This window comes from Pseudolabrys sp. FHR47, assembly GCF_005153485.1.
Taxonomy (GTDB): Bacteria; Pseudomonadota; Alphaproteobacteria; order Rhizobiales; family Xanthobacteraceae; genus Pseudolabrys.
Genome location: NZ_CP039740.1, coordinates 2744979 through 2758407, shown reverse-complemented (window position 1 = coordinate 2758407; position 13429 = coordinate 2744979). Strand labels below are relative to the sequence as shown.

Genomic DNA, 13429 nt, shown 5'->3' with positions numbered 1-13429 from the left:
AGCCCGTCACCCTTCGAGCCGCGCCTTGCGGCGCACACCTCAGGATGACGGGCTCTAAAGTCTCAGGCTAAGGCGGCGCGCTAAGCGCCGCCTTAGTAGTCCCTCACGAACACCCGCTCGTCGCGCCGCACGTATCGCACTTCATGCAGGTGCCGTTCCTCACGAGGGTGAAGTTGCCGCATTCGCCGCACATCTCGCCTTCGTAGCCCTTGGCCTTGGCTTCGGCGCGGCGTTCGGAGGCGAGCGCTTTGGCGGAAGGCTGCGCCACGGCGGCGGCCGGGGAGGCGTGTCCGACTTCGAGCTGCTGGGCCGGCGACAGTTTCGCCTCCGGCTCGGCCTTGAGTGCGGTCGCGGCGTGCCCGCCGGAGAAGGCCGTCACGTTAGCGGTCGACACCGCCGAGGCGGTCGTCGGCGCCACCACCGACAGCGAGCGCGTCAGGCCCTTGGAGACGAAGTTCGGCGCGGCCTTGCCTTCGTGCTCGCCGGCGCCCAGCGCGTCGAACGAGCCCTGGCTCGGATCGACATGGGCGAGGTCGTAACGCTCCAGATACGACACCGCGAGTTCCCGGAACACATAGTCCAGGATTGAAGTGGCGTATTTGATCGAGTCGTTGCCCTGCACCGGGCCTTGCGGTTCGAAGCGGGTGAAGGTGAAGGCATCGACATATTCCTCGAGCGGCACGCCGTATTGCAGGCCGAGCGAAATGGCGATGGCGAAGTTGTTGAGCAAGGAGCGGAGCGCCGCGCCTTCCTTGTGCATGTCGACGAAGATTTCGCCGAGACGGCCGTCGTCATATTCGCCGGTGCGCAGATAGACCTTGTGGCCGCCGACCACGGCCTTCTGCGTATAGCCCTTGCGGCGGGCCGGCAGCTTCTCGCGCTCGCGCAGCACGGTGACGCGCTCGACGATCTTCTCCACCACCTTCTCGGCGGCGATGGCGGCGCGCGCCGCGGCCGGCTTGTCGAGGAAGGCCTCGATCGCGTCGTCCTCGTCCTCTTCGTCGGCGATGAGCTGCGAGTTCAGCGGCTGCGAGAGTTTCGAGCCGTCGCGGTACAGCGCATTGGCCTTCAGCGCCAGTTTCCACGAGAGCAGATAGGCGCTCTTGCAGTCCTCGACGGTGGCCTCGTTCGGCATGTTGATGGTCTTGGAGATGGCGCCCGAAATGAAGGGCTGCGCCGCCGCCATCATCTTGATGTGGCTGTCCACCGACAGATAGCGCTTGCCGATCTTGCCGCAGGGATTGGCGCAGTCGAACACCGGATAGTGCTCGAGTTTGAGGTGCGGCGCGCCTTCCACGGTCATGGCGCCGCAGACATGGATGTTGGCGGCCTCGATCTCGCGCTTGGAGAAGCCGAGCGCGGCGAGGAGATCGAAGGTCGGGTTGGCGAGCTGCTCGGCCGAAATGCCGAGCGTGTCGCGGCAGAAGGCTTCGCCGATCGTCCACTTGTTGAAGACGAACTTGATGTCGAAGGCCGTCGGCAGCGCCTTCTCGACCTTGGCGATCACCTCGTCGGTGAAGCCCTTGGCCTTCAAGGTCGTGTGGTTGATGCCCGGGGCCTGCGCCAGCGAGCCGTGGCCCACGGCATAGACCTCGATCTCGGCGATCTGCGCTTCGGAGTAGCCGAGCGTGCGCAATGCCTCGGGCACGGCGCGGTTGATGATCTTGAAGTAGCCGCCGCCGGCCAGCTTCTTGAACTTCACCAGCGCGAAGTCGGGCTCGATGCCGGTGGTGTCGCAATCCATGACGAGGCCGATCGTGCCGGTCGGCGCGATCACGGTGGACTGCGCGTTGCGATAGCCGTGCTTCTCGCCGAGTTCGATGGCGCGGTCCCACGCCGCCTTGGCGTGCGCGATCAAGGTTTGATCGGGGCAGGAGGCGTGGTCGAGCGGGACCGGGGCCTGCGAGAGCTTCTCGTAGCCCTGGCGTTCGCCGTAAGCCGCGCGGCGGTGGTTGCGCATCACGCGCAGCATGTGCTCGCGGTTCTTCTTGTAGCCCGGGAACGGACCCTGCTTCTCCGCCATCTCGGCCGAGGTCGCGTAGGAGACGCCGGTCATGATCGCGGTGAGGGCGCCGGCATAGGCGCGGCCTTCATCGGAGTCGTAAGACAGACCCGAGGTCATCAAGAGGCCGCCGATATTGGCGTAGCCGAGGCCGAGCGTGCGGAATTCATAAGAGAGCTGGGCGATTTCCTTGGAGGGGAACTGGGCCATCAGCACCGAGATTTCCAGCACCACGGTCCACAGGCGCACGGCGTGCTCGTAGGACTCGACATCGAAGGCGCCGGTCTTGCCGTCGCGGAACGTGAGGAGATTCAGCGAGGCGAGATTGCAGGCCGTGTCGTCGAGGAACATGTACTCGGAGCACGGATTGGAGCCGCGGATTTCACCGGAGGCCGGGCAGGTGTGCCAGTCGTTCACGGTGGTGTGGAACTGCAAGCCCGGATCGGCGCAGGCCCAGGCGGCGTAGCCGATCTTTTCCCACAGTTCGCGCGCCTGCACGGTCTTGGCGACCTTGCCGTTCTTGCGGAACGTCAGATCCCATTTGCCATCGGCTTCGACCGCCTTGAGGAACTGGTCGTCGACGCGCACCGAGTTGTTCGAGTTCTGACCCGACACGGTGAGATAGGCATCCGAATCCCAGTCGGTGTCGTAAGTCGGGAAGTCGATATCGGTGTAGCCCTGCTTGGCGAACTGGATGACGCGCTTGATGAAGTTGTCCGGCACATAGGCCTTGCGGGCGAGCTTGATCTCGCGCTTCAGCGCCGGGTTCTTTTCCGGGTTGAAGCAGTCATCGTCCGAGCCTTCGCAGTTCACGCAGGCCTTCAGCACCGCCTTGAGGTGCTTCTGGTTGATCTTGGAGCCGGTGACGAGCGCCGCCACCTTCTGCTCTTCCTGCACCTTCCAGTCGATGTACTTCTCGATATCCGGATGGTCGGCGTCAACGATCACCATCTTCGCCGCGCGGCGCGTGGTGCCGCCCGACTTGATGGCGCCGGCGGCGCGGTCGCCGATCTTGAGGAAGCTCATCAGGCCCGACGACTTGCCGCCGCCGGACAGCTTTTCGCCTTCGCCGCGCAGGTTGGAGAAGTTGGTGCCGGTGCCGGAGCCGTATTTGAACAGGCGGGCTTCACGCACCCACAGGTCCATGATGCCGCCTTCGTTCACCAGGTCGTCGCTGATGCTTTGGATAAAGCAGGCGTGCGGCTGCGGGTGTTCGTAGGACGACTTCGACTTGGTGAGCTTGCCGGTCTGGTAATCGACGTAATAGTGGCCCTGGCCGGGGCCGTCGATGCCGTAAGCCCAGTGCAGGCCGGTGTTGAACCACTGCGGCGAGTTCGGCGCGCACATCTGGTTGGCGAGCATGAAGCGCAGTTCGTCATAGAAGGCCTGGGCGTCATCTTCATTGTCGAAGTAGCCGCCTTTCCAGCCCCAGTAGGTCCAGGTGCCGGCCAGGCGATCGAACACCTGCTTGGACGAGGTCTCGCCGATATAGCGTTCCTTCTCGGGCAGGGCTTCGAGCGCGGCCTCGTCGGCCACGGAGCGCCACAGGAAAGAGGGGACGGAGTTCTCTTCGACCTTCTTGAGGCGCGCGGGCACGCCGGCCTTGCGGAAATACTTCTGGGCGAGCACGTCGGAGGCGACCTGCGACCAGAATTCCGGCACTTCGACATTGTCCAGCTTGAAGACAATGGAGCCGTCGGGATTCTTGATCTCGGACGTGGTCAGCCGAAACTGGATGCCCGCGTAAGCCTGACCCGCATCCTTGGTGTAGCGCCGTTCGATCCGCATCTTCTTCGTCCCCAAATTCCGGGCGGCTCAGCGACCGCCGACGATTATTCCAGACGGACCCGTCCTTGTCCGCCTTCCGACAACTCAAAACCCTGTCTGACACCAACCCTGGTCGTGGTCCGGGGTTCTTGAAGCGTCACCCGGTACCACCCGGTCCCCGAAGGGGCCGGCACGCAAACTTCACCCGTTCCCTGACAACGCCTGTGAGGGGCTGTCGGGGCTCAAAAACCTGACATCGCGTCGGTTTGGAGGTTCCGGCGGGAACTCTTTGGTACGCATCACCCACACCGTACTGTCACAAAACTATATGGGACTCGTCGTCGTCGTCAACAACAGATAGTGGGTAGGAGTAACTAAATCCCTAAATCTTGTGTCAGTGCGGTGACGGGATTCATGACCGAGGGTCATGTCCCGGGGCAGTATGACCCTCCAGCCCCGACCGTGAAGCCCGATTTTTTCGGCTGGTACGGTGGGTTTTGATGCCTAGCCCGGTGAAGCAAAAATGACGAAAAATGGGGCCCTGCGGACAACCCACAGCTTCTTTTTGGTATCGCCCGGAGCGGGGACAAGCGCGGGATAAACACCGGAGAAGCCGCCGACGAGTCGATGATTCTCGTTTTGAGGTCAGAGCCTTAGCCTGTGGGTGCGGCAGACTGACCAGCGGGAGAAGCGCACCCACCGCTGTTGATGATGCGCCGGGGGCCGACCTTAAGTGCTTGGCAAGGGACTCAAAGGCCCGCCGGGAGGACCAATAAAGAAGGCGGGCCTTAAGAGCCCGCCTTCTCGTTTCCCGGCACTGTCATTCTTTTCCAGCGAAATGCCCAAACAACAGCGGCATTGCTGAATTCGCGGGCACCATAACTCCAGAATCCGGGCAAATGCAATGGTGGGGCAGGCAAGGCGCCGTCAGTGCCTTTCGGTCGTCTTGCGCCCGGTCGCGGTTTTGCGTTGTTTGCCATCATCGCTGCCGCGGCCTTGCGCACCGCTGCCGTCGCGCGCCACGAGCAGCGCGCCGTCGGCCTCGAGCGCCAGATCCGCGCGCTTGCGGGGCAGGGCTTCGGGGTGCTCGCGCTGCAGGAAGTCGACAAGCTTCTCGCGTACCTCGCAGCGCAGCTCGAAGGCCTTGCCGGCCGATGGCGCGCTGACAAGGCAGCGCAATTCCATCGTCTCTTCCTTGCAGTCGGTGACCTGAAGGCCGACGACCTGGCCGTCCCAGGCCGGCGAGGCCTCCGCAATCTCCTTAAGCTTGTCGCGGATGATGCCGACCGGGGCGCGGTAATCGACATAGAGCATGGCGGCGCCGATCAGTGCCGAGGTCTCGCGGGTCCAGTTCTGGAACGGCTTCTCGATGAAATAGGTCAGCGGCACGATCAGTCGCCGCCAGTCCCAGATTTTCACGACCACATAAGTGGAGGTAATTTCCTCGACGGTGCCCCATTCGCCCTCGACGATGACGGCGTCGTCGATGCGGATCGGCTGCGTCATGGCAAGCTGCACGCCGGCGAACAGGTTCGACAGCACCGGGCGCGCGGCAAGGCCTGCAACCAGACCGGCGACGCCGGCCGAGGCGAACAGGCTGACGCCATATTGCCGAACCGGCTCGAACGTCATCAGCGCGGCGCTGATTGTCAGGATGATGATCAGGACGTCCAGCGTGCGCAGCAGCACCCGCACCTGGGTGTAGTGCTTGCGCGCCAGCAGGTTGTCCTCGGTATCGATGCGGAATTGCAGGAGATAGAGGTCCGCCGCGATCTTCAGCGCCGTCATCGCCGCCCAGCCGATCATGGCGATCAGAGCGATCAGCATGAGCCGGCCGATCCATTCCGCCGTTTGCGAATCGAACGGCGCCGCCGGCACCGCGATCGACAACGCCAACAGGATGATGGCGAGACGGGTGACGCCGCGCATCTGCTGAATGACGGTGATAACGTAGGGGAAGCGCGGAGCCAGCACTTTGCGGAGCAGCCGCCGCACCGTTTTGTGCAGCGAATAGGCGATGGCGACGGCCAGCGCGACGATGACGACCGCGACCACTTGATCCGGGACCCACGCGAGCCAGGCGGCGAGGATAGAGAGAGCCGATCTGAACGAATCCATTGCGCGGAAACTCCCAAGTTTCTGCGTTAAAAATGTGATGAATGGCGCCGGTGGCGCGCTGGACAGGGGCGTTCCGAGGTGTCACAACGCGCGCGTCTCGCAACGGAAATGCGCGTCGGCGATGAAAAGTTTCCTGCTGAAATTGTTTACCTGGTGGAACTCATCCACATTCGGCACCGATTTGTGGACCCGTCTCTATGGCGAAAAGGTCGGCACCGACGAGTTCGGCAATACCTATTACCGGACCAAAGGCGGTAAGATCGACCCGACGCTGAAGTTCGAGCGCCGCTGGGTCATCTACAACGGCTATGCCGAGGCGAGCACCATCCCGCCGTCGTGGCATGGCTGGATCCATCACACGGTCGATGTTCCGCCGACCGACGAGAACTACCAGCCGCGTGAATGGCAGAAGCCGCATCGACCAAACCTCACCGGTACTCCGGGTGCCTACCGCCCGCAGGGCTCGACGCTGGCCGCAGGCCGCCGCCCGCAGGCGACCGGCGACTACAAGGCCTGGTCGCCGGAAGGCTGAGCAGCAGATCGCAGCATTTCGGGCCGCCCTTCCGCCGCCGCATTCACCGTGTTAACCGGACCGTCAGCGCGCGCGGGCGAATCCATGCGCGGCGCTGGCCACGAGAACCCCTGATCAAGCGACATTTATGGCCCGGGTCCGGCTTCCAGCGATAGCGATGATGGTGCTGCTCGGTGCGGGTCCTGCGCTCGCCCAGTTCACCGACATCTTCAGCGATCCGCCGCCGCGCCCGCCGGGCTCCGTGCCGCGTGGACAACCGCAGCAGGGGCCATATGTAGCGCCGGCCGATCTCGGCCGCGGTCGCGACGTGCAGAGCGGTGCGACCGCCACGCAATCGGGCAACTGGGTCAATCCCGATCTGCCGCCGGCGCAGCCTCTGCCGGCGCCGATGAACCTGCCGCCGTCGAGCCGGCCGGGCCGCGGCGGCATCCAGTCGGACGAGCTGGCGCCGCTGCCGGGGACGAATTCGGGTCCTGGCGATTTGACCCCCATGACGCCGGTCGCGCCGGCGCCGCCGCCGGGTCAGCAGCCGCAGAACAACGCCAACACCAATCCGACGCAAACGCTTCCCGGTCTGCCGCCGGGACAGCGCCAGCCGCCGGGCACGCCGCAGCAACCGGCCGATACCTCGCCGCAGCCCGGCGACGAGGTCGTGGTCGAGCCGCCGCCGCAGCGGATCGCCAATCCGACGGCGGTGTTCAACGGTCTCGACAAGATCACCGGCCGCATCATCTCGTTCGACGTCGCGATCGATGAGACCGTGCAATTCGGCGCGCTCCGCGTGACGCCGCGCGTGTGCTATTCGCGGCCGCCGACCGAAACGCCGAACACCGACGCCTTCATCCAGGTCGACGAAGTGACGCTGAACGGCGAGATCAAGCGCATCTTCTCCGGCTGGATGTTCGCCGCCAGTCCGGGTCTCAATGCGGTGGAGCATCCGACCTACGACGTGTGGCTGACCGAGTGCAAAGGCGGCACCAATCCGAATGTCGCGGACGCAGGCGAAGGTCAGCCGGGGCGCAAACCAGCCGCTGCTCCGGCACAGCGGACGCCGCAGCCGCAGTCGCGCCCGGCGTTGCGTCCACCGCAGCGCTGATCATTCTTCGAGAATAGCGAGTGCCTCGGCGCCGCTGACCGGCCGATCGACCGGCAGCGCGGCGAAATCCGCCGCGCCGGTGAGCGCGTCTTCGAGCAGCTTGTGATAGCGCTTCTTCGGGACCTCGACGGCGCCAAAGGTGCGCAGGTGGTCGGTCACGTACTGCGTATCGCAGAGCGTAAACCCGCCGGCTTTCAGCCGCGCGATCAGATGCACGAGCGCGATCTTGGACGCGTCGCGCACGGTGTGAAACATGCTCTCGCCGAAATATGCGCGGCCGAGCGACACACCATACAGCCCGCCCACGAGATGGTCGTCGTCATAGACTTCCACCGTGTGGCAATGGCCGCGGTCGAAGAGGCCGCGGTAGAGCTTGCGGATGCGGCCGTTGATCCAGGTCCGATCGCGGTCGGGTGCCGGCGCGGCGCAGCCGTCGATCACGGCGTCGAAATCGCGGTCGACATGGACGGTGAGCGCGGTCGAGCGAACGGTGCGGGCCAATCGCGCCGGAACATGGAACCCGGACAGCGGAATAATGCCGCGCTGTTCCGGCTCGATCCAGTACAACGCCGGATCGTCGGCCGTCTCCGCCATCGGAAAGATGCCGCAGGCATAGGCTTTGAGCAGCACATCCGGCGTGATTTCGAATGGGGGATTGTCGCGGCTGGCCATCACTTCATCTTAAACCGGAACATGAGGTTTTGCGATATTAGGAGATTACTTACCATCATTGCCTCAAATTTTAGTCAGCCTTGAACACTTGGTTGTGGCTCGGCGTTGCCGTGCAACCTGAAACCGATGGCAAGCCGAGGACGTCATGGGCCGCGGACCGCAACCGATCAAAGTGCTGCTGGTGGAGGACGACGTCCTGATCAGTGCCATTGTCGCCGACGAATTGCGTGACTACGGCTTCGTCGTTCACGAGGCGAGCACAGGCGAACAGGCGCTCGGCTGGCTCGAGAGCGAGCCCGAGATCGCGGTCCTGCTCACGGACATCAATCTTCCCGGCGATGTCGATGGCCGGGAACTGGCGATCCGCGCCCGCGCCATGCGGCCCGACCTGCCAATTGTCTATGCGTCGGGGCGCTATGCGGCCTTCGGACTTGACGGCATGGTCACGCGCTCGCTGTTCCTGCCAAAGCCCTACAGTCCCGCCGAAGTCTGCGCCTTGCTGGCGCGACTGACCGAGCCGTCGCACTGAGCGTCCCGGATCAGGCCGCGGGCTTTGGCGCGGCCGCCGGTGCAGCCTTTGGCGCTGCGCCAGGAACAGGGGCGCAGAGTTCGAAGGTGACGATGAGGCGGGTGCCGCGATGGCTGCGGTCCTGTTCGATCTGGGCGCGGATTTTCTCCGCCATCGCCCGCACAATGCGCTGCCCTAACCCGGTTGACTTAGGTCCGCCTTTCGGCGCGATGCCGACGCCGTCGTCCTCGACGATGAGGATGCCATGGTTGGCGTCGTCGCTGGTTAGCGCGACGCGGATTGCACCCTTGCCGCCGGGATAGGCGTACTTCAACGCGTTGGTGACGAGCTCGTTGACGATCATGCCGATGGCCACGGCGTGATCGGGCGTTACTGCGATCGGGTCGGCGTGGAGCGACAACTGCGCCAGCGCGCCGCCTTCGGCGGAACGGCGCAGATCCTCGACCAGGGCTTCGAGGTAAAGGTCGATGGCAACCGTCTGCACGTCGTCCGAGGTGTAAAGGCGGCGGTGAACTTGCGCCACCGCCATGACGCGGCCGGTGGCGTCACTCAGGGCTTCCTTGACTTCGTCATTGCTGGCCGCGTTGGACTGGATGGTCAGCAGCGATGCGATGAGTTGCAGACTGTTGCCGACGCGGTGGTTGACCTCTCGCATCATGAGCGCGCGTTCGGCCGCCAGCGCCTCGAAGCGGTCGCGCGCGGCGCGGACTTCGGCCTCGGCAGCTTCCTTGGCGCGGCGCATGCGCATGGCGTCGACAGCGGCATGGAAGGCGGCCTTGAGCAGGAAGATGAACTCGCCCTGGACGTCCTTGACGACGTAGTCGAAGGCGCCGGCCTTGAGCACCGCGACCGCCATGCGCGAGTCCTGTGCGCCCGTCACCACGATGACCGGCGGATGATTGGGCACGGCGTTGATGCGCTCGGTCAACTCGACGCCGGACAGGCCAGGCATGTACAGATCGACCGCGATCACGTCGAAATCGGGATGTTCGGCGAGCAGCGCGAGGCCGGCTTCGCCGTCGCCGGCGGTCACGACCTCAATGCCGTCGCGGCCCAGGCTGCGCTTGACCAGCGTACACAGGCCTTGATCGTCGTCGATATAGAGAACTTTGCGGGGCATGGGCGCTTACTCGGGCGAGGGCACCTGGATGACCGAGAAGAACAGCCCAAGCTGCCGAATGGCGTTGGCGAAATTCTCGTAGTTGACCGGCTTGGTAATGTAGACGTTGCAGCCGAGATCGTAGCAGCGCTGAATCTCGAGGGCGTCGTCGGTTGTCGTCAGCACCACGACTGGCACGCGCTTCATGTGCTCGTTCGACTTGATGCGGCCGAGGATTTCGACGCCGGTCATGTCGGGCAGGTTGAGGTCGAGCAGGACGAGCAGGGGCTTGCCCTTGCTGGTCAGCCCGGAGCCATCGGCGCCGAACAGGTAGTTGATGCCATCGGTGCCGTTCTTGAACGGCGTGATCGGATTGTTGACGCCGGCGCGGCGGATGTTCTTCTCGATCAGGCGCGCATGGCCGTCATCGTCCTCGATCATCACGATCTCAACCGGGCGTTCCGAAGTCCGGCTGTTCATACAGCGCTCCTCTTGTCCCCGGTCCAGCGCCGCGGCAGCGTTACGGTAAAAGTGCTTCCCTTGCCGGGTTCCGAGTTCAAACCCATCGTTCCCCCCATCCGCCTGACCAGGGCGCGGACGTGCGCAAGGCCGATGCCTTCGCCCGGCCTGTCCTGCTTGCCGGCGCGCCGAAACAATTCAAATACTCGCTGAAAATCGGCCGGGTCGATACCCCGGCCATTGTCCTGAACGTCGTATATCGCATGTGTGGCGGTCAGGCGGCCACGAATGTCGATTTGCAGCTTTTCGTCATGGCGGCCATATTTGAGAGCATTATCAATGAGATTCCCAAAAATCTGTTGCGCCGCGAGCAAGTCGGTTTCAACTGGCGGCAACGCATCAACGCGTAAGGTGGCCTGAAGTTCCGAAGCCCGGTGACTAACGGTTTCGATAATCCCGCCGATCAGAGCATTCATGTCGACCGTTTCCGGATTGAACTGGCGGCGGCCCTCCCGGGACAGCCGGAGCACCGCGTTGATCAACCGGTCCATATTGGCGATCGAGGTTTTGATGAAGCCGACGGCCTCGTCGAAGTCGCGGCCGAGCTGCGCGGAGCGGTCTTCTTCTATTGCAGTGTCAGCTTCGTTTTTGAGGGCAGCCACCTCGGCCCGGAGTCTTTCCAATTCTGCGAAGATGTCCTGCCGCAGGGCCTCCAGCTCGGAGGTAAAACCCATGACGTTGACCAGCGGCGAGCGCAGATCGTGGCTGACAATATAGGCGAAGCGCTGGATCTCCTCGTTGGCCTCGGTCAGGTCGGCGGTACGATATTCGACGATGCGCTCCAGATTGGCGTTGGTGCCGGCGAGTTCCTGGCGGGCGATCTCGGCGCGACGATAATTGCGCTGGACCAGCATGATCGAGATGGCGCCGATGCCGATGATCAACGCCGTTCCTACGAGCGTCACGATCAGCAGCCGGGTATTGGTGCGGCGTGAGGTCTCGGCGCGGACGGTGGCGAGTTCGCCCTCGGCCTCCACGGCCTCCTCGATGACATCGCGCAACTTGACCATGATGCGGCGGCCTTCGCCCTCCCGCACCTGCGCCAGGGCCTCGTCGCGCTGGCCGGCCTCATTGAGCTCGACGATGCGGCGCATTTCGCGGAATTTGCCGTCGACCAGAGTGGCCACGCGGTCAAGGGTCGACGCGCGGGTGGCGCTGGCTTCCGAAAGCCCGCGCAATTCGGCGATGGTCTCCTGCGCCTCCGGCTCGGCGCCACGGAAGTCCTCGAGATAGGTGCTGTCGTTGGTCAAGAGGTAGCCGCGCTGACTGCTCTCGGCGCGGCGCACGGTGAGCAGAATGTCGGAAAGCTTGTCCTCGATGCTCAACGTAACGGCGAGTTCTCGGCTGTCGCTGGCAGCCCGCTCGACCAGATAGATCGTGGCTGCGCCGATGCCGACCAGTAGCAGAAAGCCGGCGCCAAGCAGGAGCGTTTGCAGGTTGAGAAACCGCCAGCGGGGCAGGGCCAACTTCAATTAGTCAAATCTCCATGGGCCCAAGGTGGAGCAATCCTTATCTGAGGACCGTCCTGTCGCCGTTTCTGCAATAAATCACAGAATAGCCCCGTCAAATAAAGCTGTCGAAGTGGCCCGGGTTTCGGGCGCCAGTTGGGAACTCGCGGGACCGGCATTGGTTCCATTTGGCGCCGTGGTGACGCCGGGCCGGGCAGACGTGCCTTCGCGCGCCGTGCCAGGACGATCGCGGGAATACGCTGGTCCGCTGTCACGAGGACAGCGGCTGGCTTTCCTCCATGCCACCCTGGGCCAGGAACTGCTCCAGCCAGTGGATGTGATAGTCGCCGTTGATAATGTCGGTTTCGCGCACCAGCGCCCGGAACAGCGGCAGCGTCGTCTCAATGCCGTCGACAACGACTTCGTCGAGCGCTCGCTTGAGCCGCATCAAAGCCTCGGTGCGGGTCTTGCCATGGACGATGAGCTTGCCGACCAGCGAGTCGTAATAGGGCGGGATCGTGTAGCCCTGGTACACGGCGCTGTCGATACGCACGCCGAGGCCGCCGGGCGGATGGTAATGCAGGATCTTGCCGGGCGAGGGCCGGAATGACACCGGGTTTTCCGCATTGATGCGGCACTCGATAGCGTGACCGAAGAAGTTGACGTCTTTCTGCTTGAGCGTCAGTTCGGCGCCCGCGGCGACCCGGATCTGTTCGAAGATCAGGTCGATGCCGGTGATCATTTCGGTCACCGGGTGCTCGACCTGGATGCGCGTGTTCATTTCGATGAAATAGAACTCGCCGTTCTCGTACAGGAATTCGACGGTGCCGACGCCGAGATACTGGATTTCGCGCATCGCTTTCGCGACGATCTCGCCGATCTTGTCGCGCGCCGCGACATTGAGCGCGGGCGAGGGGCTTTCCTCGAGCACCTTCTGGTGGCGGCGCTGCAGCGAGCAGTCGCGTTCGCCGAGGTGGATGGCGTTGCCCTTGCCGTCACCGAGCACCTGGATTTCGATGTGGCGCGGCTTGCCGAGATATTTCTCGATATAGACGGCGTCGCTGCCGAAATTGGCCTTGGCTTCCGAGCGCGCGGTGGACAGGGCGCTCGACAGTTCCTCGGCCGAGCGGGCAACGCGCATGCCCTTGCCGCCGCCGCCAGCCGCCGCCTTGATCAGGACCGGAAAGCCGATTTCGTTGGCGACGCGGGCGGCTTCGTTATCGTCGGTGACGCCGCCATCCGAGCCGGGCACGACCGGAATGCCGAGGCGCTTGGCGGTGCGCTTGGCCTCGATCTTGTCGCCCATGGTGCGGATGTGCTCGGCCTTCGGGCCGATGAAATGCAGGCCGTGTTCGGCGAGGATTTCCGCAAAGCGCGCATTCTCCGACAGGAAGCCGTAACCGGGATGCACGGCATCGGCGCCGGTGATCTCACAAGCGGCGAGGATGGCCGGGATGTTGAGGTAGGAGTCTTTGGCCGCAGGCGGGCCGATGCAGACGCTTTCGTCGGCGAAACGTACATGCATGGCATCGGCGTCGGCGGTGGAATGCACCGCGACTGTCTTGATGCCGAGCTCCTTGCAGGCGCGCAGCACGCGCAGCGCGATCTCGCCGCGATTGGCAATAAGGATTTTATCGAACATGGGGA

General features: G+C 63.9%; 10 protein-coding genes. 3 read left to right on the top strand and 7 right to left on the bottom strand.

From position 1 onward, the window contains the following. Positions 1 to 103: 103 nt before the first annotated feature. Together E8Q40_RS13550 and E8Q40_RS13545 are read right to left on the bottom strand one after the other, a co-directional pair. Complete coding sequence (locus E8Q40_RS13550) at positions 104 to 3790, bottom strand: vitamin B12-dependent ribonucleotide reductase (protein ID WP_137045055.1); 3687 nt, start codon at positions 3788 to 3790, stop codon at positions 104 to 106. Between the two features lie 906 nt (positions 3791 to 4696). After that, complete coding sequence (locus E8Q40_RS13545; RefSeq protein ID WP_137045054.1) at positions 4697 to 5887, bottom strand: mechanosensitive ion channel family protein; 1191 nt, start codon at positions 5885 to 5887, stop codon at positions 4697 to 4699. 121 nt (positions 5888 to 6008) lie between these two features. Here E8Q40_RS13545 and E8Q40_RS13540 point away from each other — a divergent pair, with 121 nt between their 5' ends. After that, positions 6009 to 6419 (top strand): NADH:ubiquinone oxidoreductase subunit NDUFA12, encoded by a 411-nt coding sequence (locus E8Q40_RS13540; protein WP_137045053.1) that lies wholly within the window; start codon positions 6009 to 6011, stop codon positions 6417 to 6419. 157 nt (positions 6420 to 6576) lie between these two features. After that, positions 6577 to 7515 (top strand): DUF2155 domain-containing protein, encoded by a 939-nt coding sequence (locus E8Q40_RS13535; protein WP_246662837.1) that lies wholly within the window; start codon positions 6577 to 6579, stop codon positions 7513 to 7515. Here E8Q40_RS13535 and aat read toward each other — a convergent pair whose 3' ends face one another. Beyond that, on the bottom strand, positions 7516 to 8187 hold the full coding sequence (gene aat, locus E8Q40_RS13530; RefSeq protein WP_137045051.1) for a leucyl/phenylalanyl-tRNA--protein transferase: 672 nt from the start codon (positions 8185 to 8187) through the stop codon (positions 7516 to 7518). Between the two features lie 145 nt (positions 8188 to 8332). Between aat and E8Q40_RS13525 the strand changes: the two genes are divergently transcribed. After that, entirely contained in the window at positions 8333 to 8716 is a 384-nt protein-coding gene (locus tag E8Q40_RS13525; RefSeq protein ID WP_137045050.1) for a response regulator, read from the top strand. Positions 8717 to 8726: 10 nt separating this feature from the next. On the opposite strand, the gene E8Q40_RS13520 is transcribed toward E8Q40_RS13525, so the two are convergent. The 4 genes from E8Q40_RS13520 to accC form a co-directional block, all read right to left on the bottom strand. Continuing rightward, positions 8727 to 9836, bottom strand: coding sequence for a sensor histidine kinase (locus E8Q40_RS13520; protein WP_137045049.1), 1110 nt, complete (start codon positions 9834 to 9836; stop codon positions 8727 to 8729). Between the two features lie 6 nt (positions 9837 to 9842). Continuing rightward, the gene (locus E8Q40_RS13515; RefSeq protein WP_137045048.1) at positions 9843 to 10295 is read right to left on the bottom strand and encodes a response regulator; all 453 of its coding nucleotides are present in this window, start codon (positions 10293 to 10295) and stop codon (positions 9843 to 9845) included. Further along, the gene (locus E8Q40_RS13510; protein ID WP_137045047.1) at positions 10292 to 11806 is read right to left on the bottom strand and encodes a CHASE3 domain-containing protein; all 1515 of its coding nucleotides are present in this window, start codon (positions 11804 to 11806) and stop codon (positions 10292 to 10294) included. The genes E8Q40_RS13515 and E8Q40_RS13510 overlap by 4 nt, the downstream gene beginning before the upstream one ends. Before the next feature lie 247 nt (positions 11807 to 12053). Beyond that, complete coding sequence (accC, locus tag E8Q40_RS13505; protein ID WP_137045046.1) at positions 12054 to 13424, bottom strand: acetyl-CoA carboxylase biotin carboxylase subunit; 1371 nt, start codon at positions 13422 to 13424, stop codon at positions 12054 to 12056. Between the last annotated feature and the right edge of the window lie 5 nt (positions 13425 to 13429).

Excerpts from the sequence above, each read along its gene's own strand:
- E8Q40_RS13550 (WP_137045055.1), bottom strand. The coding sequence starts at position 3,790 with ATGCGGATCGAACGGCGCTACACCAAGGATGCGGGTCAGGCTTACGCG.
- E8Q40_RS13545 (WP_137045054.1), bottom strand. The coding sequence starts at position 5,887 with ATGGATTCGTTCAGATCGGCTCTCTCTATCCTCGCCGCCTGGCTCGCG.
- E8Q40_RS13540 (WP_137045053.1), top strand. The coding sequence starts at position 6,009 with ATGAAAAGTTTCCTGCTGAAATTGTTTACCTGGTGGAACTCATCCACA.
- E8Q40_RS13535 (WP_246662837.1), top strand. The coding sequence starts at position 6,577 with ATGATGGTGCTGCTCGGTGCGGGTCCTGCGCTCGCCCAGTTCACCGAC.
- aat (WP_137045051.1), bottom strand. The coding sequence starts at position 8,187 with ATGGCCAGCCGCGACAATCCCCCATTCGAAATCACGCCGGATGTGCTG.
- E8Q40_RS13525 (WP_137045050.1), top strand. The coding sequence starts at position 8,333 with ATGGGCCGCGGACCGCAACCGATCAAAGTGCTGCTGGTGGAGGACGAC.
- E8Q40_RS13520 (WP_137045049.1), bottom strand. The coding sequence starts at position 9,836 with ATGCCCCGCAAAGTTCTCTATATCGACGACGATCAAGGCCTGTGTACG.
- E8Q40_RS13515 (WP_137045048.1), bottom strand. The coding sequence starts at position 10,295 with ATGAACAGCCGGACTTCGGAACGCCCGGTTGAGATCGTGATGATCGAG.
- accC (WP_137045046.1), bottom strand. The coding sequence starts at position 13,424 with ATGTTCGATAAAATCCTTATTGCCAATCGCGGCGAGATCGCGCTGCGC.